Origin of the sequence: Bacteroides mediterraneensis, from assembly GCF_016900355.1 — a bacterium.
GTDB lineage: Bacteria > Bacteroidota > Bacteroidia > Bacteroidales > Bacteroidaceae > Phocaeicola.
Map to the genome: position 1 here is coordinate 1 of NZ_JACJKA010000003.1, position 23,092 is coordinate 23,092.

Here is a 23,092-nt window from a genome sequence, read left to right on the forward strand (position 1 = left end):
TAGGCATACAAAACAGCTTTGAGCATCATTCGTGGGTGATAGGGAGAACGGCCGAACTCCTTATACAATTTATGGAACGAACTAAGGTCAAGGTTGTCAACCATAGCATTCAGAATACGTACAGGATCGTCCGATGGAATATTTTCATCTATTCTTTGTGGGAAAAGGACGATTTGATTGGGATTGTAAGAACGAAAATGTATCTTTGCCATATTACTTTGCTTATGCCTAAAGATACAAAATCTTTAGGTAATAACAACGCCTCGGCTTGGGAAAGTCGGGGCGTTGTCATAAAAAAAGAGGGTATGCATTTTGACACACCCTCTTTTCCTATGCAAAAATCAATTAATCGAGCTTCAACACTGCTAAAAACGCCTTCTGCGGCACCTCTACCGTACCAATCTGCTTCATACGTTTTTTCCCTCGTTTCTGTTTTTCCAACAGCTTACGCTTACGGCTCACGTCACCTCCGTAACATTTGGCCGTTACATCCTTGCGGACTGCCTTGATGGTTTCACGTGCAATAATCTTGGCACCGATAGCTGCCTGAATGGCAATTTCGAACTGCTGACGAGGTATCAGTTCCTTCAATTTCTCACACATCCGACGGCCCAAATCGTAGGCATTGTCAAAATGAGTCAAGGTAGACAGCGCATCTACTGATTCTCCATTCAGCAAAATATCCAGTTTCACCAGCTTGGAAGGACGGAAACCCGACTGATGATAGTCGAACGAAGCATATCCCTTGGAGATACTCTTCAGTTTATCGTAAAAATCAATCACAATTTCTCCCAACGGCATCTTGTAATGCAGTTCCACACGGTTACCGGAAATATAATCCTGTTTTACCAACTCGCCACGTTTGCCCAAGCAAAGGGTCATAATCGGACCGATATAGTCGGTCGAAGTAATGATGGAAGCGTCAATATAAGGTTCTTCAATGTGATCAATCAAGGTAGGATCCGGCATACCGCCCGGATTATGTACTTCCTGCACCCCACCCTGCTTGTCGTATACCATATAAGATACGTTCGGCACCGTAGTAATGACATTCATGTCAAACTCGCGGTCCAGACGTTCCTGCACAATCTCCATATGAAGCAATCCCAAGAAACCGCATCGGAAACCAAATCCCAATGCCAGAGACGATTCCGGCTGGAAAGTCAGAGACGCATCGTTCAACTGAAGTTTCTCCAATGAAGCACGCAGATTCTCATAATCTTCCGCCTCTATCGGATACACCCCGGCAAACACCATCGGTTTCACTTCCTCAAATCCGTCGATAGCCTTATCGCACGGGCGGTCGATATGCGTAATGGTATCACCCACCTTCACTTCTCGTGAGGTCTTGATACCCGAAATGATATAGCCTACATCACCGGTACGAAGTTCTTTCCGTGGCACCATGTCCATCTTCAAGACACCCACTTCGTCTGCCACATATTCTTTTCCTGTATTGAAGAATTTCACCTTGTCGCCGGTCCGGATGATACCGTTCTCCACCTTGAAATATGCGATAATACCTCGGAAGGAATTGAAGACAGAGTCGAAAATCAACGCTTGCAACGGAGCACTCTCATCTCCCTGAGGAGCCGGAATCCGCTCGATGACGGCCTGCAAGATTTCTTCCACTCCCAATCCCGTCTTACCGGAAGCACGGATAATCTCTTCGCGCTTGCATCCCAGCAAGTCGACAATCTCATCCTCCACTTCTTCCGGCATCGCACTGGCCATATCACATTTATTCATCACCGGAATGATTTCCAAGTCATGTTCCAACGCCATATACAAGTTTGAAATGGTCTGTGCCTGCACACCCTGCGAAGCATCCACTACCAGCAAGGCACCTTCACACGCCGCAATGGAACGAGACACTTCGTAAGAGAAGTCCACATGCCCCGGAGTATCAATCAGGTTCAGAATGTATTTTTCACCTTTATAAGTATACTCCATCTGAATGGCGTGGCTCTTGATAGTAATACCACGCTCGCGTTCCAAATCCATATCATCCAGCATCTGTCCTTCCGTAATCTTGATGGTCTGCGTATATTCCAGCAAGCGGTCGGCCAAAGTGGACTTCCCGTGGTCAATGTGTGCAATAATGCAAAAGTTTCGGATATTCTTCATATATAATATTACAACTTATCAAAATTATTGTGCAAAGATAGGCAAAAAAAGAGATTTTTATGTATGTTTGCCATTGAAACTAATCATAAAACATCATTAACCCATATGAAAAAAACATGGATTATTCTTATCGCAGTAGTCGCTGTCATCGTTATTTACTGCGTTACCTCGTATAACTCTTTAGTGACTCAGGAAGAAACCGTAGGCACTGCATGGAGCAATGTAGAAAACCAATACCAGCGCCGTTCCGACCTGATTCCGAACTTGGTCAACACTGTCAAGGGATATGCTGCTCATGAAAAAGAAACCTTCGATGCCGTAGTTTCCGCCAGAGCCAAAGCTACCCAGATGACCATCGACATCGACGACCTGACTCCGGAAAAGATTGAAGCTTATCAAAAAGCCCAAGGTGCCGTAGGCAGTGCATTGAGCCGTCTGCTTGCTGTGACAGAAAACTATCCGGAGTTGAAAGCCAATGAAAACTTCAAGGAGCTGCAAGCCCAACTGGAAGGAACCGAAAACCGTATCAGTGTAGAACGTCGCAAATTCAATGAAACGGCCCGCGAATATAACACGAGCATCCGCCGTTTCCCGAAAAACATCGTAGCCGGCCTGTTCGGATTTGAAAAACGTCCTTATTTCGAAGCCGAAGAAGGCAGTGAGAAAGCTCCGGAAGTTAAGTTCTAAACCGGGCTTACACATGAAACGTTATTTCTTACTGGGAATATTCTTCCTGCTGACTATCTCCCTCTGCCCCTTGCAAGCAGAAGGCTACAAGGTAGAAGATATTCCCCTTGTACATTTGCAGAACCGGACACGGTATGTCAGCAACCCCGATGGGATATTAAGCGACGCAGCTGTAGCCGTCATGGACACCACGCTTTTCGCCTTGGAGCAAAAGACCGGTATCCAGACCTTGGTCGTGGCTGTCCGTCAGATAGAAGGAGGCGACTGCTTTGACTTCGCTTACCAGTTGGGTGAAAAAAACGGCGTCGGCCAGAAAGGCAAAGACAACGGACTGGTCATCCTGCTGGTCACCGAGGAACGGTGCATCCAGTTTGCCACCGGATACGGTCTGGAAGGTATCCTTCCCGATGCCATCTGCAAACGTATCCAAACCCGCTACATGAATCCTTACCTGAGCAAAGGTAACTGGGATGCCGGGATGGTGGCAGGCGTGCAAGCTGTACGCCAGATACTGGACAAGAGTTCCGGTTCCCCCACTCCTCCCGAAGGAGAATCCGACAACCTCCTGCTCTTCCTTGTATTGGGATGCTGTTTCATTTTGGTGCCGGCCTTGCTTTGGTATTCGGTACGCCAGCGGAACAAATGCCCCAATTGCCACAAACATACCCTGAAGCAAGTCTCCGTCCGTACCATTTCCCGTGTAGGAGGTGTACGAACTGAAGAAGTGACCTACCTGTGCAGCCATTGCGGTCATGTACGCCACGTCCAGCGGAAAGTGAACGATGACGATTTCCACCATCGGGGTGGCAACGGAGGACCTTTCCTAGGCGGACCGTTCTTTGGAGGCGGCTTCGGTGGCGGAAGTTTCGGAGGAGGAAGCTTTGGCGGCGGAGGTGCCGGAAGCAAATTCTGATTACAATCACAATTATACTATACAACCATGTACAATAACACTTTTGGAAATATCTTCCGTCTCACCAGCTTCGGTGAATCACACGGAAAAGCTATAGGCGGCGTCATCGACGGATTTCCCGCAGGCATCGCCATCGATATGGATTTCATTCAACGGGAACTGGTCCGTCGCCGACCGGGACAATCGTCCATCACCACGGCCCGCAAAGAGGCCGATGAGGTGGAATTCCTTTCCGGCATTTACGAAGGCGTATCGACAGGATGCCCCATCGGATTTGTCGTATGGAACACCAACCAGCATTCCAACGATTACGACAACATGAAAGACGTATTCCGTCCTTCGCATGCCGATTTCACCTATACGCAGAAATACGGCATACGTGACCATCGGGGAGGCGGACGTTCGTCTGCCCGTGAAACCATCACCCGCGTAGTGGGAGGAGCACTGGCTAAACTGGCCCTGAAACAGTTAGGCATCCGCATTACTGCCTTCACCTCACAGGTGGGCACCTTCAAGCTCGACAAAGATTACACGGCGTATGACCTGAGCACCATCGAAAACAACCCCGTGCGCTGCCCCGACCAGGAACTGGCACAGCAAATGGCAGACTACATTTACAAGACCAAAGGCGAAGGCGATACCATCGGTGGCGTCATCAGCTGTGTCATTCAGGGATGCCCCATCGGACTGGGACAGCCGGTCTACGGCAAGCTGCATGCCGCTTTGGGCAATGCCATGCTCAGCATCAATGCCGTCAAAGGCTTTGAATACGGACAGGGCTTCGGACACATGGAAATGAAAGGCAGCCAACAGAACGATATTTTCTATCGCGACGGCGACAAAATCGGCTTCCGTACCAACCGCTCCGGAGGTATCCAGGGAGGTATCAGTAACGGACAGGACATTTACTTCCGGGTGGCCTTCAAACCAGTTGCTACCGTACTGATGGAACAGCCCACAGTCGACATTCACGGCAATGAAACCATCTTGAAAGCCCGCGGCCGTCACGACCCTTGCGTCCTGCCGCGTGCAGTCCCCATCGTAGAAGCCATGGCAGCCATGACCATCCTCGATTATTACTTGCTTAACAAGACAACCCACTTATAAATAAAAGCCTCATGGAAATCAAACAATACATACAAGCAAACGAAGCCCGGTTCCTCGACGAACTGTTCAGCCTCATCCGTATCCCCAGCATCAGTGCCCTGCCCGCACACAAGGAAGACATGCTGGCCTGTGCCGAACGCTGGCGCCAACTGCTGCTCGAAGCAGGAGCCGACGAAGCCATGGTAATGCCCTCGGAAGGACATCCGCTGGTGTACGCCGAAAAACGTGTCAGTCCCGATGCCCCCACCGTACTGGTATATGCCCACTACGACGTGATGCCCGCCGAACCATTGGAATTGTGGAAAACCCCGCCTTTCGAACCGGAAGTACGCGACGGACATATCTGGGCCCGCGGAGCCGACGACGACAAAGGGCAGTCGATGATTCAAGTCAAAGCCTTCGAATACCTCGTACGCGAAGGCCTGCTTCACCATAATGTGAAATTCATCTTTGAAGGAGAAGAAGAAATCGGTTCTCCCAGCCTGAATGCCTTCCTGAAAGCGCACAAGGAACTGCTGAAAGCCGATGTCATTCTGGTATCCGATACCAGCATGTTAGGTGCAGACCTTCCCTCCCTCACCACCGGACTGAGAGGCCTGGCTTACTGGGAAATCGAGGTGACGGGTCCGAACCGCGACCTTCATTCCGGCCATTTCGGCGGTGCCGTAGCCAACCCCATCAATGTACTCTGCGACCTGCTTTCCAAAGTCATTGATGCCGACGGCCGTATCACCGTCCCTCATTTCTATGACGATGTAGAAGAAGTGCCGGCTGCCGAACGCGCCATGATTGCCCAGATTCCGTTCGATGAAAAGAAATACATGGAAGCCATCGGCGTGAAAGCCCTGAAAGGCGAAAAAGGCTATTCTACGCTGGAACGCAACAGCTGCCGCCCGTCATTCGATATCTGCGGTATCTGGGGAGGATACACCGGTGAAGGCTCCAAGACGGTTTTGCCTTCCAAAGCCTACGCCAAAGTATCCAGCCGTCTAGTACCCCACCAGCAGCATGAAAAAATATCCCAGCTGTTTGTAGACTATCTTACCCAGCAAGCCCCCGACTATGTACAGGTGAAAGTCACTCCGATGCATGGCGGTGAAGGCTATGTCTGCCCTATCCACCATCCGGCCTATCAGGCAGCCGAAAAAGGATTTGAAAAAGCTTTCGGCAAGAAACCGCTGGCCGTTCGTCGTGGAGGAAGTATCCCTATCATCAGCGACTTTGAACAGATACTCGGCATCAAGACCATTCTGATGGGATTCGGACTGGAAAGCGATGCCATTCATTCCCCGAATGAAAACTTCTCGCTCGATATTTTCAGAAAAGGAATAGAGGCAGTAGTGGAATTCCACTTGCAATATAAATAACAAAAAAGGGTGACTTCAGGTCACCCTTTTTCGTTTTATTCCTCCACCGTCAGTTCCAGCAGTACCGGAAGATGGTCACTGTATCCTCCATGATATTTCATTCCTTTATACGTACGGAAGGGCGTATCTCCGCCATACACATTGTCTTCTTCCAGCAAGAAAGGGAAACGCAAGATGGCGGCCTTTTCCTTTGAGGTCCGGGTACGTGCATCCGGTTGCAGCAAACCACCGTTTACCACCATCTGATCCAGTACGCCCCATTCACTTTTATAACGGTAAGTCCCGTCCGGCTGGTTTTCCATCAGATTATACAAGGCACCCGGTTCCGGTTTTTCACCCAGCACAGATACCCGCAGTCCTTCCTGCAGCGACTTTCCATCGGGATAATCATTGAAATCTCCCATAATAATCAGACGGGGGTCCTGACGCTCAGCCATCACTGAATCGGCCGCCTGGCGAACCCTGCGAGCCACCCACAAACGGTACGGGTCTGTTTTCTCGGCTCCTCCTACCCGCGAGGGAAGATGACAGACAAATACATCCAAGGTGTCCCCGCTGACCACACGCCCCGAAACATACAGCACATCGCGTGTAGGCCGCATACCCAACGAGTCGGAAGGAATGCGGATTTTCTGTGAAGTCAGCAAACGGAACGAAGTGGGCTGATACAGCAGCGCCACATCAATTCCCCGTTCATCGGGTGAATCCGTCATGACATACCGATAGCCTGCTTCCCGAAGCGGAGAATGATGCGTCAGACTCTTCACACAAAACTCATTTTCCACTTCACACAAGCCAACCAAATCGGGCACCTGCTCCTTTCCTGCGGCCAGAATCACCTTGCCAATCTTCTCCAGCTTGTCCTGAAAACGATTGAAAGTCCAGTTCCGCACGCTGCCCGGCAAGAACTCCGTATCCTGCTTCAACGAATCGTGACGGCAGTCGAACAGGTTCTCCACGTTGTACTCCATCACCCGGAATGTCTGCTGTGCCTGAGCCGGTGCGACATCCATGCCGCACACAGCCCATAGCAAACCATAGATTATCTTTCTCATGCACGAGCCGGAATATGTGCCAACACATCCAGCAAGTGACGCCAGAACTTATCTACCGTAGGAATCAGCATACGCTCGTCGGGGGAATGTACTCCACGCAAAGTCGGTCCGAAAGAAACCATATCCAACGACGGGTATTTCTCCAGGAACAAGCCACATTCCAGTCCCGCATGGATAGCCTTCACCTTCGGTTCCACTCCAAACAGACGTTTGTAGCTTTCCACTGCCACTTTCAAAATAGCAGACGACGGATTCGGTTTCCAGCCCGGATAACCGTCCCCAGTGACACAAGTGGCTCCACCCAGTTCGAAGGCCGCACGTACCATCTGCGACATATCCTCGCGAGAAGAAAGAATAGAGCTACGCTGGCTGGTTACTACCACAATCTTGCCGTCGCGCATCTTCACAGAGGCTAAATTGGAAGAAGTTTCCACCAGTCCCTCAATGTCCTGACTCATGGCATATACTCCGTGATGTACGGCATACAATGAAAGCAGGAAGCGCTTCATCGCTTCTTTTTCCATCACTTCCGCACAAGGCGTTTCCGATTCCAGTTCCATGACCAGGTTCGGTTCCGTAACCGAAAACTCATTTTCTACATCTGCCAGGAACATATTCAGGGCTACCCGAACATTTTCCTTGTCGGCCATCGGCACCGCACATACAGCATGTGCCTCACGCGGAATGGCATTGTGCAAATTACCTCCGTCAATCAGGCTCAGACGCAAATCATACTGTTTCATCAGAATCACCAGGAAACGGTCGAGCAACTTGTTGGCATTGGCCCGGTTCTTGTTGATGTCATCCCCTGAATGACCGCCAGTCAATCCCTTGATGGTCACCTTGAAGAAGAAATAACCTTCCGGAGCCGCCGTCATCGGGCACGGGAATTCAGCCGTAGTACCGGCTCCTCCGGCACATCCGATAAACAGTTCCCCTTCGTCTTCTGAATCCAAGTTAATCAGGATGTCCCCGCTCATGAAACCTTCCTTCAAGGCAAATGCCCCGGTCAGTCCGGTTTCCTCGTCCACGGTGAACAAACATTCCAGCGGTCCGTGCTGGATATCCTTTGATGCCAGTACCGCCAGTTCCGTAGCCATTCCGATGCCGTTGTCCGCACCCAGCGTGGTACCTTTCGCTCTCAGCCATTCCCCATCGATATACGTTTCAATCGGGTCTGTTTCAAAATTATGTACCGTCTGGTTGTTTTTCTCACATACCATGTCCATATGCGACTGCAACACTACCTTCTTCAGGTGTTCCATACCCGCCGTAGCCGGTTTACAGATCAGCACATTGCCTGCTTCATCCACCTTATATTCCAACCCTTGTGCCTGGGCAAAATCCACCAGGAACTTCCGAATCTTTTCTTCTTTCTTTGAAGGACGCGGCACACGACAGATTTCTTCAAAATAATGAAAAACTGATGCCGGCTGTAAATCTTTCTTTTCCATAAAAGTATCTCTATAAACGTTTAAAACTCATGCAAACAAAAGTTAAATAAGCCGTTTTCACCTACGTAAAAGGCTTTTTTAAAGACAAAACCCGAAGGAATCGGGACAAAAACTATATCTTTGCAGCACAAAATTAATAGAAATGCTCAAGACTCTTCTGATAACTTTGTTAATAGTTGCTATCTGCATAGCGCTATTATCGGTAAAAATAATTTTCAAGAAAAACGGACGCTTTCCAAATACCCATGTAAGCGGCAGCAAGGCTATGCGCAAAAGAGGAATCGGATGTGTACAGTCACAAGACCGTGAGGCCCAGCACCTCAATCCTCATGCCATTCCGGAAAGACAGCCAGTTCATACCGAAGCAGAATAAACGCTAATAATTAACTAAAAAAACGATATCACTATCATTATGAAGAAAACGAATGTATTGAAGGGACTTCTGGCGCTTGCCGTAGTACTCCTGTTTACACAATGTACAGAAAAAAAGGGAACTTCCACTGAGACAGCTGCTCCGGCAGTAGCAGGTACCAATATGAAAATCGCTTATGTAGAGGTAGATTCCCTGCTGACAAAATACCGCTTCTGGAATGACCTGAACGAACTGATGATTCAGAAAGAAGAAAACATCCGTACTACTCTGAACGAAAAAGCAAAGGAACTGGACGGGGAAATGAGAGAGTTCCAGCGTAAATTGGAAAACAATGGATTTGCCAGCCGCGAACGTGCAGAACAGGAAAATGCCCGTCTGTTGCAGAAACAGCGCGACTTGCAGCAATTGCAGGAAAAGCTTTATGCAGATCTTCAGGCAGAAAACCAGAAGAACAGCTTGCAGCTCCGCGACTCTATCAATTCATTCCTGAAAGTATACAACCAGAAGAAAGGCTACAGCCTGATCATCAGCAACACCCAGTTGGACAACCTGCTGTATGCTGACAAATCACTGGATATCACACAAGAAATTGTAGACGGCTTGAACGCACGCTACAACCCGAGCACCAAGAAATAAATTTCTTATCATTTTATCATACAAAAGAAGAGTCCGGCCTTTTAGACCGGACTTTTTTTATGGCGACTTATCGCCTGTGGTTACATCTCATTCAGCAACGCATTCATTTCTTTCACCATCAAGGCAGGCGATTTCTTGTTCGTCTTAATCCAACCTTCCGGCGTAAACTCCGATAGCTTGGCGTTCAGTTTCTTCAACTTTCCGGTAGCCCCCTTGGCTTCCAGTTCCTTCCGCAGCACATAGATTTTCTCGCAATCCTGCAAACCCTCTACCAACCGTTCAAAACGGATACTGCTGCGCGGACCCGGATAGATACTGTAAGTATCCCCGGCTGCCCATGTACGGAAACGGGAATCACGCAACGGGTCCATCGGCCAGCTGTTCACCGCCCAACGCAGATAACCGTCGTATCCGCCTGCCACAGCATGCAGCGCCGTCCATGCGGCTTCCGCCGGTGCTGAGAAAGTAAACGTATTCGGGAACGCCTCCGTACAGCAAGTGTACACCGTACAGATTTGTCCCTTGCGTTCGCGTTCCGCTTTCACCTCTGCCGGGAACTGGTTTCCGTAAGGAATGCTGAGGTAATACAAATCGCCCTGAATCTCTTCGTGATAGTTTCCGGCCAGCGTAATCTTGAATTCCGGATCGGCCGACTTAATTACCTTGATAGCCTCCTGCATGGCTTCCATCGGACGTTCGTCCATAGAGATAGCCGTCTTTTCAAACCAACCCTTTTCACGCAGGTGACGAGCGAAATCTTTCAGGAAAGTGCCCCAGTATTCTGCGTATGCTTTATCTCCCGGTGCAGCCTTGATAAACTGTACCTGATTGGTAGCTTGGTCAAAATAGTCAAAACTCAACGCCCACGGAATCATCGTGTAGCAGCTGATCAAGTCCTTGATGCCCACTTCGTTCATCATGAACTCCACCCACTTGTCGAACACCGTATAGTCGTACACCCACGTGCCGTCCAGCTTCTTCATCCGGAAAATCATGCTATGATAGGGATCCTCCGTCTGCCCGGCCCAAGGCTTCTCCATGATACTGGCAGTAATGGAACGCTGCCCCGCATTAGCCAGCATCTTCATGATGGGACGCATGGCATCAAAATGTGCCTTGCTCCACAACGGCACCTGATAATATCGCGCCACGGCATACGGATTCTGCCACAAATCCAAATGGAACACCCAGTCCTTGGGAGCCGGCAACGTGCGGTTCACCACCTCAATCTCAAACGGCAGTTTCATTGCCTCAAAATTCTTTCCGGAAACAGTCAGCGTACCTTTATATTTTCCCGGTCTTGCCTCCGCGGGTACCCATACGTTCAGCCACACCGGCTGCGTGGTGCGCGCTTTTACTTCCCGCACCCGTACGATATCGAGCACATCGGCTACCATCGAAGAATCCCACTCCGCCTTATTCTCACGGACACCGCATCCTCCGCTTCCGTCCTTGTTCAATTCATCAGTCATCACGTAACGCACAAAATGAGTCCGTACTGCCGAAGCCGGAATCACCGAACTCCCGTTCTTCAACTCACTGACCATCATTTCTGCCCCTTCCAGGTCTTTCTGTGTCCACAATACCGCCTGTGCGTTCACCCGTTCTCCTTTCCAAGCCTTCAGGCGGAGCGTACCGGTCTGCTTCGCATCCGGCACATCCAGTTTCTTGTAACGCACATCCGTCGTACCCCAGCAGAACTGGACCGGAGCTTTCATCTTGTTCCATACTTCCACCCCGTCGTGAGGCTTCGTGTCTGTCAGTTCCTCATAATCTCCCAAAGGGAATTTCTCTACCTGCTGTGAAAAGCAGGCCGGGCCGCATGCAAGCAGCACCGATAGAATCAGCATTTTTTTCATTTCTTATTATATTTAGGTTAGTATACACTATCGAATTCATTTACATTATTCCCAGCTCCTTCGCCACCCGACAGGCCTCTATGGAACTCTTCACCTGAAGTTTCCGCAGGATTTCCTGCCGATGCCGGCTCACCGTATTGATGCTGATGGAAAGCAGGATGGCAATGTCCTTGCTCATCATCCCCTTAGCTATCAATCGGAGAATCTGTGTCTCCCGGTAAGACAGTATCTGCGAGTCATGCCGACGAGCCAGCTCCATCACCTCGCCCGTCACGGAATTGACCACCACACTCTTTCCGGAAAACATCGGAAGCCAAGGCGTATACACGCACAAAGCCAGCCACAATCCGTTCTCTACAGGAGAAGACACATAAAACAACCGGTGCAGCACAAACTGATAGTTCCCGGCCCCGTCCTTCATGCGCAGCTTGCTGGCCAGGTAGAAATCGGCCCGCTTCATCTTCGGCTGACGTCGCATGAAATGGAAGAAACGGAGCTCCTGCAAATATTTCTCGCGCAAATCGTCCGGATGTATCTGCTTCAGGATAGCCTCTTCCCAGATTGAATCAATCCGATCTTCCGTGCCAGGCACCTGCTTCCATCCCAAGGTCTGAGCAAAATGCCCATAATACACATAGCTGATATTGGTATGCATGTCGCTCAATACTGCCACCGCATTCTCCATTTCCGCATAACCGGAAGCAATCTTCTTGTATTTTTCCAGCTCCGCCACCGGCAGCCCGTCTCCCTGCGGAACCAGACTCTGCGTCAAAAAACGGCTGTTCAATTTATCTACTATGTCCATGAAAATGGTTATTAATCATCATTGTGCATTCGTTTCCAACACACTACATTTGCAAAGATAACGAGGAAAAATGATTATTCACGAATCACTCGGAAAACTTTTCACCAATTTAGAAACCTAAATTAATTTCATCTGATATGAAAAAACAACTCATCTTGGGCCTGGCACTCGGCGCATCACTTCAAGCCGGAATGGCCCAGACACTGGAAAAAATGCAATGGTTCAACGAACCTGAACAATGGAAAATTGAAAATCAAGCCCTGACCATGTTTGTCACCCCGCAGAGTGACTACTGGCGGATTTCACATTATGGTTTTACCGTGGACGACGCTCCTTTCTATTACACCACTTACGGAGGTGAGTTTGAAGTCAAGGTAAAAGTGACCGGCGACTACAAGACCCGTTTCGACCAGGCCGGACTGATGCTGCGCATTGACCATGAAAACTACATCAAGACAGGCATTGAGTTTGTGGACGGCAAGTTCAACCTGAGCACGGTCGTCACCCACAAGACTTCCGACTGGAGTGTCATCACACTGGACAAGCCGGTACCTTACATATGGATCAAGGCTGTCAGACGGTTGGATGCCGTGGAAATCTTCTATTCCTTCGACGACAAGGAATATGTCATGATGCGCAATGCCTGCGTCCCTGTCATGGTAGGTCTCATGGCGGCCAGCCCAGACGGAAACGGCTTCAATGCTACCTTCGAGAATTTCAAGGTAAAGCACCTGCCTGACCTCCGCCGACAGGAATGGCTGAAAAAGAATGCGGAATAAGAAATGAAAAGAGGTTGTCTTCCCAGTTGAAGCAACCTCTTTTATCATTTATGACGGAATCTTTTGTCACAATCCCTGCATATATAATTGGCCTTAGAAATCTTTCCGAAAAATACAATTACAAGAAACGAAATAAACATAGACAATGCGATATAATCGGCAACAGTTGATCTGATACCAAAATCATTTGCCCAAAGAAGATAAACCCCGGGAACAAGAATAAGAAAGATGCACAATAATGCGATAGCAGTTCCGTATTTATTACTTACGGCTATAGCTGATACATTGTAACTTCCACATTTAGGGCACCAGACATGAGATTGATTTCTACTATCCACAATAGGATTTATTATCTCAGCAGCCTTTTCATAGTCTTTTTCAAAAACATATATCGCAATCCCAGTAATAGCACCATAAGCACCTGGATTTTGATCTTGCCCCTCATCATGCTGGCGAGAAACGATATTATTTTCAATAAGCAGATTTGTAATCTCGTCTGCATAAATAGTTGTATCACATTTTATAAGAAGTTTTTCCCTCCTATTGCATTCATTCCGGCTATTGCATGACTTCTCATCACCCGGTGGCTTCTCCTTGGATATATACAATGATTCTTTCATATTATAATTTGATTTTACGCTAATATACTGATATTTAGATAAAAAAAAAAACAAAATTCACCTCTAAATTTTTATCCCTATTTTTTAGGTTGGCTTTTTACTACCTCAAGGTAGATATCATAAGATACTCAGATATATCTTCCATATCGCTCTAAAGTGAATCATATAAAATGAAAATAACATATCACCTTTGAACATTACCATGCTATAACTGATAAATAAGAAAAGTATCCATAAACATAATCACCAAATTTGGTTATTATCCTTTATTGATGTATTTTTGTACCAAAACATAAAGGAATCCAGTATGTATGAAGAATATATCACATCCAAAATGACACCGGCAGGAAAAGTGCTGGAGCATATTTTGAGGAAAGCAAAAATCACTCAAAAGGAACTATCCACCGAGACTGGTATATATCCACAAAGAATCAATGAATTAATTAAAGGAAAGCGGGATTTCACTATCGAGCAGTCTTTAAACATAGAAAAAGCATTAGGAATAGGCATTGAAGGCTATTTTTACATCATACAAGCCAATTATCAAGTTTATGCCTATATTACAGAAAAAGAACGGTCCCAGCATCCAGACTTATCAAAATTCAGCACAGCTTTATTCTGGGATACAAGAGTAGAAAAAATCAACTGGATAAAAAACAAAGAATGGGTCATTCAACGCATATTTGAATATGGTAACCAGCAGGAAATTGAGGAAGCCATCAGATTCTATGGAAAGGATACATTAAAAGCTATATTGCCCACCATAAACAGCGAATGGAAAAAGGAAACGAGGGAAAGGAACTTTAAAGAATTTGTGCAATGAAACTGCATTATGAAACTGTATCCCCACTTTTAGTTAACTGTCTCTGGAATAAAAATATATAAAAGGAATAAATACAGATTAGCTCCATTCTGTAAAGCCCACAGTAGGACGAATTTCTGAAATATTTTATTCTCTTGGTATTGGATGCATATTATATACTAATGAATTTGATTATTCATAAAGATAATATAACATAATATATATAAGTATTTGACAAGCCCTATTATGAAGAATATTCAGGATTTAAATATGCAGATGTAGGGGTGGGCATGTTCAATAATACATTTATTTCAATTTATAAACACCAATTTCTCCAAAAAGTTTTTCTTGGCTTGATGTATCCGTTTTCGTGTGTGCTTTGGGCGATAAATTCAAAACAGCTTCTTAAACATCACCTAAAGCCCTTGCCTTTTCGCCTCTTCCCAGATAGCGTCCATCTCTTCCAATGACATATCCGTCAGTTTCCGTCCGGCTTTCAGCGTATGTTCTTCCAGATAGTTGAACCGGCGGATAAACTTCTGATTTGTCCGCTCCAAAGCATTATCGGGATTGATTTTATACAGACGTGCGGCATTGATAAGGCTGAACATCACGTCGCCGAACTCGGCTTCCGCCTTCTCCTTATCCATTGTGGCTACTTCCGATTCGAACTCGCTGATTTCTTCCTTCACCTTGTCCCATACCTGCGTACGGTCTTCCCAATCAAATCCCACGTTACGCGCCTTGTCCTGAATGCGGTATGCTTTTATCAGTGAGGGCAATGCCTCGGGCACTCCGCTCAACACAGACTTGTTCCCGTCTTTTTCCTTCAGCTTGATTTGCTCCCAGTTCTCGGAAACCTGCTCTGCCGTGTCCGCCTTCACTTCGCCGAATACGTGTGGATGGCGGAATATCAGCTTGTCGCACAGGCGGTCGCACACGTCCTTGATGTCGAAATCGCCCGTCTCGCTTCCTATCTTGGCATAGAACACCACGTGAAGCAACACGTCGCCCAATTCCTTGCAAATGTTTTTCTTGTCGTCCTTCATCAGAGCGTCGCACAACTCATACACTTCTTCTATCGTGTTGGGACGCAAACTCTCGTTGGTCTGCTTCCGGTCCCACGGGCACTTTACCCGCAACTCGTCGAGCACATCGAGCAACCGCCCGAAAGCTTCTATCTTTTCTTCTCTTGTATGCATATACTTATCATTTTAGCGTCTGCAAAAGTAAGGAAAAGCTTCGGAAAAACCTATTGCGGATTTGAAAAAGCATGAATAATAAGTAGATGTTGAGAATTAGTTTATATAATGTGTCAGCTCAGAAACGCAGATTAACGCAGATTTTCGCGGATTATTATTCTAATTATTTGTTCTTAATCTGCGCTAATCTGCGAAAATCTGTGTTTCTGATAATATCATTTCATTTTGCATACTTACTTAAACAGTGAATAGCGACGATAAAAGACATCGCCGCTATTCACCGTTCACTATTTATTACTATTCATTAGAAAGACAATCCGTCGTTCCAACCCGGGTTCTGAGTCAGATTCGGATTCAGCGACCGTTCGTTGATAGGTATCGGATACAGGTAATCACGCTCTTCATTGAAAGCCGTACGTACAATATCGTGATGATAATCGACATACCCATGATCGCCTTCCGACAGAATAATGTCCGACCCAATCTGATATACCTGCGCATCGGGCACTTCGGGTTCGGTATCGCCTTCATCATACAAAACCACGTCAATCTGACCGTCGCCGCTCAAGTCGTATTCGCCTGCACCGGGGAAATACATGCCCATAATAGACTGGTTGATGCAAGCACCCGCTTTCCAGCGCACCAAGTCATCGAAACGGAAACCTTCCTGAGTCAACTCAATGGCACGCTCGCGACGGATTTCCAAGATAACCCCTTGATTGCTTCCGGTCACATTGGTATAGCCGTAATCGGCAGACGACAGGTAACTATCAGGATTTGCATTAGCCTGAGCCATATCCAAATGCGGCATACCTACACGGTCACGGATTTCATTCACCGACTTATCCAAGTCTTCTTGCGTCAATGTTCCCAGTTCTGCCTTAGCCTCAGCAAAATTCAGCATGACTTCAGCCAGACGGAATACAGGAAGGTCGCAGGTAGAACGGTCGTTACGGTCTACCTGACCGCCCGAAGCTGTCGGGTCTTGCACATATTTTATCGGCTGGTATCCTGTTACACTAACCGACAAATCGGGAGCCAGGATGTCTGTCTGCCCGATACGGTGATAACCCGGAGTACGGATGCTTTGTGCCAGACGCGGGTCGCGGTCTTTCACTTCTTCGGTAAACGGCATGGTTTCCCATCCTTCACGGTCGGTAAAACGTGTTCCGTCTTTCATCAGATACGTATTGACAAGCTTACGGGTCAGGCCCGGACGTCCTTGGGTAGGCACCAACGTATGTGCCGTCGCATTGTGGTAAACGCTCATGCCGTAATCGAACTTGATGGCAAGGATGTATTCATCGGGATTGGCATCTTCTTCGGCAAAAAGCATCAGATAGTCTTCTTCCGGATTATCGGTCGAATACAAATGATATTCACCGCTATTAATCAATTCTTCTGCCGCATCCGCTGCCTGTTGCAGATAATACGAATAATCATTCCCCTCCAAAGTCAGGTTATGATATTTCCGGTATGTACCTTCGTACAGACAGAAGCGGGACTTCAACGCCAGTGCCGCCCAGCGGTTTACACGGAAAGGACTGCTGGTCTCTTCTTCCTTGGTGGGCAGGTTCTCGATAGCATAGTCGATGTCGGCAAGCATATTGGTCATCACCAGTTCACGCGAATCACGTGCCTTATACAGGTCAGGGTCATCCGAAAACAATTCCTTGTCATACCAAGGCACATCACCGAAACGCTTTACCTTATCATAATAGAAGTAGGCACGGAAGAAACGTGCCAACGCCGTATATTTCACAGCCGCTTCCGCATCTTCACATTTGTCTACATTGCCCAGCAAGGTATTGACACTACGCAACGCCGTCCAGCTCCATCCTCCCCCGCTGGCAGGAACGATGCGGTTTTCTCCGCCCAACATCTCGTCTGAAAGTTCTTGCTGTACATACACATCGCTCTGCTCGTCATACGGTGATTTATTCAGGATACTGTTATAAAAACCGTTGCTGAAAAGCTGCAGGTCGGTCTCTGTCCTGAAATAATTTTCTTCCGTTATATCACTCAAAGGGCTTTTATCTATCCAGTCGTCACACGATGAAAGTCCGGCAAACAATGCAAGCGCTATAAAGATATTTCTATTTTTCATAATCGTTTTTTCTCTTCTGTTTAAAAATTCATGTTAGAAAGTGACATCGATACCGAACAGGAATGACTTCTGCCACGGATAGAATGCATTGTTGTAAGCTCCGCTCCGGTCGATAGCACCTTCAGGGTCGACATACTTCGAATGTTTCTTCAACGGAGACCAATAGCAGAGGTTTTCACCCGTAAAATATACGCGTACCGACTCAATGCCGGCTTTCTGCGTCCACTGTTGCGGCAAGGTATAACCTACGGTCAGATTCTTGAAACGCATGTAACGTATATTCTGCAAATAACGGTCGTTTACATTGCTCAGCACACCGCTTGATGCCGAATAAGCCATTGCACGCGGGAAATAAGCATCTGTATTATCTGTTGACCATACATCTTGTAAGAAATCCTTTTGCAAGAAAGACAGGTACGGATAAGAGTAAGCTCCCCAGAAAGGCATGGATTCTCCGTCGGGATACCAGTAATGATTGCCTGTCCCCTGGAAGAACGCCGATACATCAATGCCGTTCCAACGCACGCTTGCCGTAATACCGTAAGAAAGCGAAGGCAACGAATTACCGAGTATCTTACGGTCGCCCGGAGCATTCACATTATTGCTTCCGATATTTACCTTATTGTCACCATTCAAATCGACAAACTTCACGTCGCCTGCCTGCCAGCCTCCGGTTTGTCCATTCAATACATAAGTCAAGTCTACTTGGTCGGCGTATGCCTGTGCTTCTTCATCGGTTTGGAAAAGCCCGTCGGTCACGAATCCCCAGATTTCACCGATTTCCATACCTTCATAAAAGTCTCGGGCAAAAGTCTTGTCCTGATTATCATATTTCGTAACAATGCTCTTGTAGTCGCTCAGGTTAACCCCGATGCTGTACTCAAACGGTTTGCCTCCCAGCGTCAACTGGTCATGCCAGTTCAAGGTGATTTCGTATCCTTTCGTACGCAAGTCGGCAGCATTCATCTCCGGCATACTCGCTCCATATACAGAAGGCAGTTCCACACCGTCGGTCAACATATCGCGGGTATCACGTATATAACCGTCTACCGTCAAGTTCAAGCGGTTGCCCAGCATCGTCAAGTCGAAACCGAAGTCCCATTGCTGGGCGGTTTCCCATGTCATGTCCGAAGCAATCGGAGCACCCAACGTAGAATATTTGGGCAATACGCTTCCTTCACCAAACGTATAATTCAGATTGGCGATAGATACCAGACGCGCGAAGGTGTAATAAGAAGACACATTCTGATTGCCCAGGCTACCGAAAGAAGCCCTGATTTTCAAGTTGTCAACCAAACGGCGTGCAGGCAGGAAGAAAGGCTCTTCCGAAATGCGCCATCCTACAGAAGCCGAAGGAAAGAATCCCCAGCGGTTGCCTTTCGCAAAACGGGAAGTACCGTCGTAACGCCCGCTCACTTCGAACAGGTAACGGCTCTTGTAATCGTAGTTGATACGGCCGAAGATACCTAACAAAGCATACTCGTTCTGTCCGCCGCCTACACCGGTAATGGTAGCACCCTCGGCATTCTGACCTACCAAGTCCAAATCGTCCAGGTCGGCAGATACCAGGTTTTCACCGTATGCCGAAATGTTTTTGCTCTTCCATGCTTCGTAGTTCATACCGGCTACTACGGTCAAATGATGCGCATCGTTGAACGTATCGGTATAATTACCGAAGATGTTCGTCGAATAATAATTGCTCGTATTCACCGATTCATCCAAACGGTTGGCACCGGCACCGGTAGCATACGAAAGCAGTTCGCCATCGGGATATTCACGGTAATACATCGGATTGGAACGGCTTGTATTGCGTGTCTGATACAAACGGTATGTGAAGTCGCCCGTAAAGCTCAGTTCTTTTATCGGAGAATAAACCAAACGGGTTGTATTCGAAAAGTCTGTACCACGCTCTACATTGCGGTGTGAATCTTCGCCCAACAGAATATGACGGCCATTTGCCACCTTATAATTCAGATAAGGTGTACTATACAACCACGAACCATCGGGATTCTTCTGCGGGAAACAAGCCAAAGCGTGGCGGGCACTGTATGCCAACGTATTTTCTACACTGCCATCGCCCAAGTAGCTGTATTGCGAACTGTAGAACGACGTATTGTTCGACATCGTAAACCACTTATTAATCCGGAAGTCAATCTTCGAACGCAAGTTGTATTTCCGGTACACATCCGGATTTTCGCGCAAGATACCGGTCTGCTTGTCGAATGAGCCAGACAAATAATACTTGATATCGTCTTTTCCGCCGCTGACAGAAAGGTTGTGCTGCTGCACCGGACGATTATCGCGGTACAATTCGTGCCACCAGTCGTGGTTTCCATAATATACCCACTGGCGGCGTCCGTTACGTACGTCTTCTACCACCCACGGGCGGTCGGGGTTCTCGGTCTTGTCGTTCACACGGTTCAGCAACTCCTGCATGTCCTGGTCTGTATAATCGACATACAATGTACCCGAATTGGCTTGCCAGAACTTGTTGATAGTATATACCGACCAATAACCGGTCGTTTCGTAGTCGGTAGAAGTGGTAGGTGCCTGCCAGCCGAAACGGCCGCTATAATGCACCGTAGCTTTCCCGTCTTTAGCAGCTCCGGACTTGGTAGTCACCAAAATCACACCAAAGGCTGCACGTGCACCGTAAATAGCGGCAGCCGATGCGTCTTTAATTACGGAGATTGATTCTACATCGTTGGGATTGATACGGTCTATCTCGCCTACCGCACCGTCTATCAATACCAGCGGTTCGGCATCGTTGATAGAAGTCACACCACGCACATTGATAGTAGCCGAGCTTCCCGGTACGCCCGAAGAAGTGGTTACGTTCAAACCAGCCACCGTACCTTGCAGCATATTGCTGAGCGAAGTCGTCACGCGGTGTTCCAGTTCATCTCCGTTCACCGTAGATACAGCTCCCGTAAGATTTACTTTCTTCTGCTTGCCATATCCCACAACCACGGTCTCATTCAACAAAACCGCATCCTCACTCAGATGCACCGTAACACTTTTCTGATTGGGTGCCACCGTCACTTTTTGTGCGGCAAAACCTACATACGATACATTCAAAGTGACCTTTCCTTGTGGCACCTGAATCGAAAATGTACCATCCACATCGGTTATCGCTCCGATAGTAGAACTTTCAACCGCAACCGTCACCCCAATAAGAGGTTCATCGTTTGCATCCAACACTTTTCCCGATATGGTCCGGTTCTGTGCAGAAAGCGTCACATTGCTTCCCGCCAAGACCAATATCAGGAACAAAACTACAGATTGTAATGTTCTCATTATTTATTGGTTAAGAATGTGTATTTACACGAAAAATAACAGCCTTCAAGGATGTCACAGGCTGATAGTCTGTGTATAGACTTCGCCGAAACGGTTGGTAAACTCTATTTTGATTTGTCTGGCACCATCGGAAGGCATGGCACGGAACAGGTGAGCCGTAGGTTCAGCCTGGCTGCGGTCTTTCAGTTGCGAAGCACGCTCTTCATCCGAACCGACAAACTGTTCCATATCCCCCATCGGCTTGCCATCCTGATACCATACCACACGGCAAGCACTGTCCCAGTCCCAGACATTGGCTACCACAAAACTGCTTTGAGCCGTAAACTCTCCTTTATTATATATACGGAACTGATAAGCGAAATCGCGGCGCGTTGCCTTGTAATGCCATTTCACATTATCGCCATCTACATCTACTACCATATAGCCATTGGGCGCACCACACTGGTTTACCCAGCCAGCCCACCAGCCGCCACAGGCTGCGCCGATATTGTGCTCGTAAAGCGTAGGCGTCACTTCGTTGTTCTGGAAGAAATGCGTATGCCCGGAGAATACATGCACCTTATAATCTTTCAATACTTCCTTCAAAGCATCCGCATTACGGACATTTCCGCCCGGCGACACCTTATTCCATACCGGCGCATGCATATTCAGAATAACCAGACTTCCTTTCGGCACATAACTTAAATCCTTCTTCAGCCATTCCAACTGCTGCCCTGTAAGGCTTTCTACATAATTCTTCCCGCCCACATAGTTGATGTCTTTCATCGTTACAATGTGCGCCTTGCCGATATTAAACGAATAATCGGTAGGTCCGAAATAGCTTCCGTATATCCTTTCACCGTATACCGGAGTGCCCATCGCCATATTGTGAAGGTCTTGGTATTGCTTATCGAAATCGTGGTTTCCGATGCATTGGAAGAAAACAGCACCGGTATTTTTTACCGACTCTTGATATTCATCGAACAAAGGCATGTTGTCCCACACCAAATCGCCCAAGGTCATGGCAACCACTTCACGCGTCTGCTTTAAAGAATCGATAACTTCTTTCAAATCGGGTACCGTTTCCTGACGCCAGCGTTTCAGTTGTTTTTCATTTTTTACCTGAGGATCCGATATGGCTATATAATGGAAACGTCCGTCTGCTTGCTTCCGCTTCTCCAATACGAAATCATACTTTCCGCCTGCTTGAGCCAAGTCACGTACCGCAATATAATGTCCTGTAGCCAACCCGTCCTGCTGTGGCAAAACATACGCAGCCGGAGTAGATATTGCTACAAATTTACTGATTGTCGTATCCGAATTCAATGCCCATGCTCCCAGCTTGTCTGTCTTGGTAAAATGCACACCGTCATTTACCACCACACCAGGTATTCCCTTACCGCTTTGGTCTGTCACCTTCCCATTGAAACGCAACATTGCTTCCTGAGCACCTGAAGCCAGGCACATACCACAAAAGAAAGCACTAATAATTAAAGATTTACCATCCATCTTTACTTTTGATTTTATAAATTTAATCTAGTTTTGTTTACGAAAGCAAAAGTAAACCTGTGGTATTTCAAATCAGTTACACCTTAATGACATTACTATGTGAGAACAAAGACAAAACCAATACAAACAAAAATGCATACCTGAACCCATGACAAGGATTCAAGTATGCATTTTGATGAACATAAGTGAGTGAACCGTTTCACATAAGTAAGTCGGGCGTTTCACATAAGTAAATCAGGCCGATCACTTATGTTCGTTCGAGGAAGCTTTTTAACCATCAAGCCCAAAAAACTTTTTAGAAGCTGTTTTGAATTTATCGTGCGATGATTTGGGATGAGTTTTTGAGGCATTTTCGCTTCTGTGATGAGGAAGATAGCGGGCTATCTGACGAAGAACAGGAGCGAAAAGGACCAA

19 protein-coding genes are annotated in these 23,092 nt (G+C 47.3%); 8 read left to right on the forward strand and 11 right to left on the reverse strand.

Annotated elements, in window-relative coordinates; genetic code table 11:
- Positions 1-212: transposase (locus H6A28_RS02940; RefSeq protein ID WP_204478756.1), on the reverse strand; the 212-nt coding region annotated here is incomplete at its 3' end.
- Positions 213-345: 133 nt separating this feature from the next.
- Positions 346-2,127: a translation elongation factor 4 gene (lepA, locus tag H6A28_RS02945; RefSeq protein WP_204474257.1), complete on the reverse strand. Its 1,782-nt coding sequence runs from the start codon at positions 2,125-2,127 to the stop codon at positions 346-348.
- Positions 2,128-2,232: 105 nt separating this feature from the next.
- Between lepA and H6A28_RS02950 the strand changes: the two genes are divergently transcribed.
- From H6A28_RS02950 to H6A28_RS02965, 4 genes are read left to right on the forward strand one after another with little or no spacing between them, the layout of a single operon-like run.
- Positions 2,233-2,814, forward strand: coding sequence for a LemA family protein (locus H6A28_RS02950; RefSeq protein WP_204474259.1), 582 nt, complete (start codon positions 2,233-2,235; stop codon positions 2,812-2,814).
- 13 nt (positions 2,815-2,827) lie between these two features.
- Positions 2,828-3,727, forward strand: a complete 900-nt coding sequence (locus H6A28_RS02955; protein WP_204478757.1) for a TPM domain-containing protein — start codon at positions 2,828-2,830, stop codon at positions 3,725-3,727.
- A gap of 27 nt (positions 3,728-3,754) precedes the next feature.
- On the forward strand, positions 3,755-4,834 hold the full coding sequence (gene aroC, locus H6A28_RS02960; RefSeq protein ID WP_204478761.1) for a chorismate synthase: 1,080 nt from the start codon (positions 3,755-3,757) through the stop codon (positions 4,832-4,834).
- 11 nt (positions 4,835-4,845) lie between these two features.
- The gene (locus H6A28_RS02965) at positions 4,846-6,201 is read left to right on the forward strand and encodes a dipeptidase (protein ID WP_204474270.1); all 1,356 of its coding nucleotides are present in this window, start codon (positions 4,846-4,848) and stop codon (positions 6,199-6,201) included.
- A gap of 35 nt (positions 6,202-6,236) precedes the next feature.
- Here H6A28_RS02965 and H6A28_RS02970 read toward each other — a convergent pair whose 3' ends face one another.
- Both H6A28_RS02970 and H6A28_RS02975 read right to left on the reverse strand, forming a co-directional pair.
- Complete coding sequence (locus H6A28_RS02970; protein WP_204474272.1) at positions 6,237-7,256, reverse strand: endonuclease/exonuclease/phosphatase family protein; 1,020 nt, start codon at positions 7,254-7,256, stop codon at positions 6,237-6,239.
- Entirely contained in the window at positions 7,253-8,710 is a 1,458-nt protein-coding gene (locus tag H6A28_RS02975; protein ID WP_204478762.1) for an aminoacyl-histidine dipeptidase, read from the reverse strand. The genes H6A28_RS02970 and H6A28_RS02975 overlap by 4 nt, the downstream gene beginning before the upstream one ends.
- A gap of 142 nt (positions 8,711-8,852) precedes the next feature.
- Between H6A28_RS02975 and H6A28_RS02980 the strand changes: the two genes are divergently transcribed.
- Both H6A28_RS02980 and H6A28_RS02985 read left to right on the forward strand, forming a co-directional pair.
- Entirely contained in the window at positions 8,853-9,083 is a 231-nt protein-coding gene (locus tag H6A28_RS02980) for a hypothetical protein (RefSeq protein WP_204478764.1), read from the forward strand.
- A 39-nt stretch (positions 9,084-9,122) separates the two neighbouring features.
- The gene (locus H6A28_RS02985) at positions 9,123-9,719 is read left to right on the forward strand and encodes an OmpH family outer membrane protein (protein ID WP_204478766.1); all 597 of its coding nucleotides are present in this window, start codon (positions 9,123-9,125) and stop codon (positions 9,717-9,719) included.
- An 80-nt stretch (positions 9,720-9,799) separates the two neighbouring features.
- Here H6A28_RS02985 and H6A28_RS02990 read toward each other — a convergent pair whose 3' ends face one another.
- Together H6A28_RS02990 and H6A28_RS02995 are read right to left on the reverse strand one after the other, a co-directional pair.
- Positions 9,800-11,578, reverse strand: a complete 1,779-nt coding sequence (locus tag H6A28_RS02990) for a DUF4091 domain-containing protein (protein WP_204478768.1) — start codon at positions 11,576-11,578, stop codon at positions 9,800-9,802.
- Between the two features lie 40 nt (positions 11,579-11,618).
- Positions 11,619-12,383, reverse strand: a complete 765-nt coding sequence (locus H6A28_RS02995; protein WP_204478770.1) for a response regulator transcription factor — start codon at positions 12,381-12,383, stop codon at positions 11,619-11,621.
- A gap of 137 nt (positions 12,384-12,520) precedes the next feature.
- Here H6A28_RS02995 and H6A28_RS03000 point away from each other — a divergent pair, with 137 nt between their 5' ends.
- Positions 12,521-13,162, forward strand: a complete 642-nt coding sequence (locus H6A28_RS03000) for a DUF1349 domain-containing protein (protein WP_204478772.1) — start codon at positions 12,521-12,523, stop codon at positions 13,160-13,162.
- Positions 13,163-13,206: 44 nt separating this feature from the next.
- On the opposite strand, the gene H6A28_RS03005 is transcribed toward H6A28_RS03000, so the two are convergent.
- Positions 13,207-13,782: a DUF2007 domain-containing protein gene (locus H6A28_RS03005; RefSeq protein WP_204474285.1), complete on the reverse strand. Its 576-nt coding sequence runs from the start codon at positions 13,780-13,782 to the stop codon at positions 13,207-13,209.
- 307 nt (positions 13,783-14,089) lie between these two features.
- Here H6A28_RS03005 and H6A28_RS03010 point away from each other — a divergent pair, with 307 nt between their 5' ends.
- Positions 14,090-14,605, forward strand: a complete 516-nt coding sequence (locus tag H6A28_RS03010; protein WP_239465236.1) for a helix-turn-helix transcriptional regulator — start codon at positions 14,090-14,092, stop codon at positions 14,603-14,605.
- A gap of 395 nt (positions 14,606-15,000) precedes the next feature.
- Here H6A28_RS03010 and mazG read toward each other — a convergent pair whose 3' ends face one another.
- From mazG to H6A28_RS03030, 4 genes are all read right to left on the reverse strand, one after another.
- Positions 15,001-15,786, reverse strand: coding sequence for a nucleoside triphosphate pyrophosphohydrolase (gene mazG / locus H6A28_RS03015; protein WP_087210364.1), 786 nt, complete (start codon positions 15,784-15,786; stop codon positions 15,001-15,003).
- A 304-nt stretch (positions 15,787-16,090) separates the two neighbouring features.
- Entirely contained in the window at positions 16,091-17,893 is a 1,803-nt protein-coding gene (locus tag H6A28_RS03020) for a RagB/SusD family nutrient uptake outer membrane protein (RefSeq protein WP_204478774.1), read from the reverse strand.
- A 33-nt stretch (positions 17,894-17,926) separates the two neighbouring features.
- Positions 17,927-21,190, reverse strand: a complete 3,264-nt coding sequence (locus H6A28_RS03025; RefSeq protein ID WP_204478775.1) for a SusC/RagA family TonB-linked outer membrane protein — start codon at positions 21,188-21,190, stop codon at positions 17,927-17,929.
- Between the two features lie 54 nt (positions 21,191-21,244).
- A complete protein-coding gene (locus tag H6A28_RS03030) occupies positions 21,245-22,678 on the reverse strand; it encodes a calcineurin-like phosphoesterase C-terminal domain-containing protein (protein WP_204474291.1) in 1,434 nt (477 codons plus the stop codon).
- Positions 22,679-23,092 lie beyond the last annotated feature (414 nt).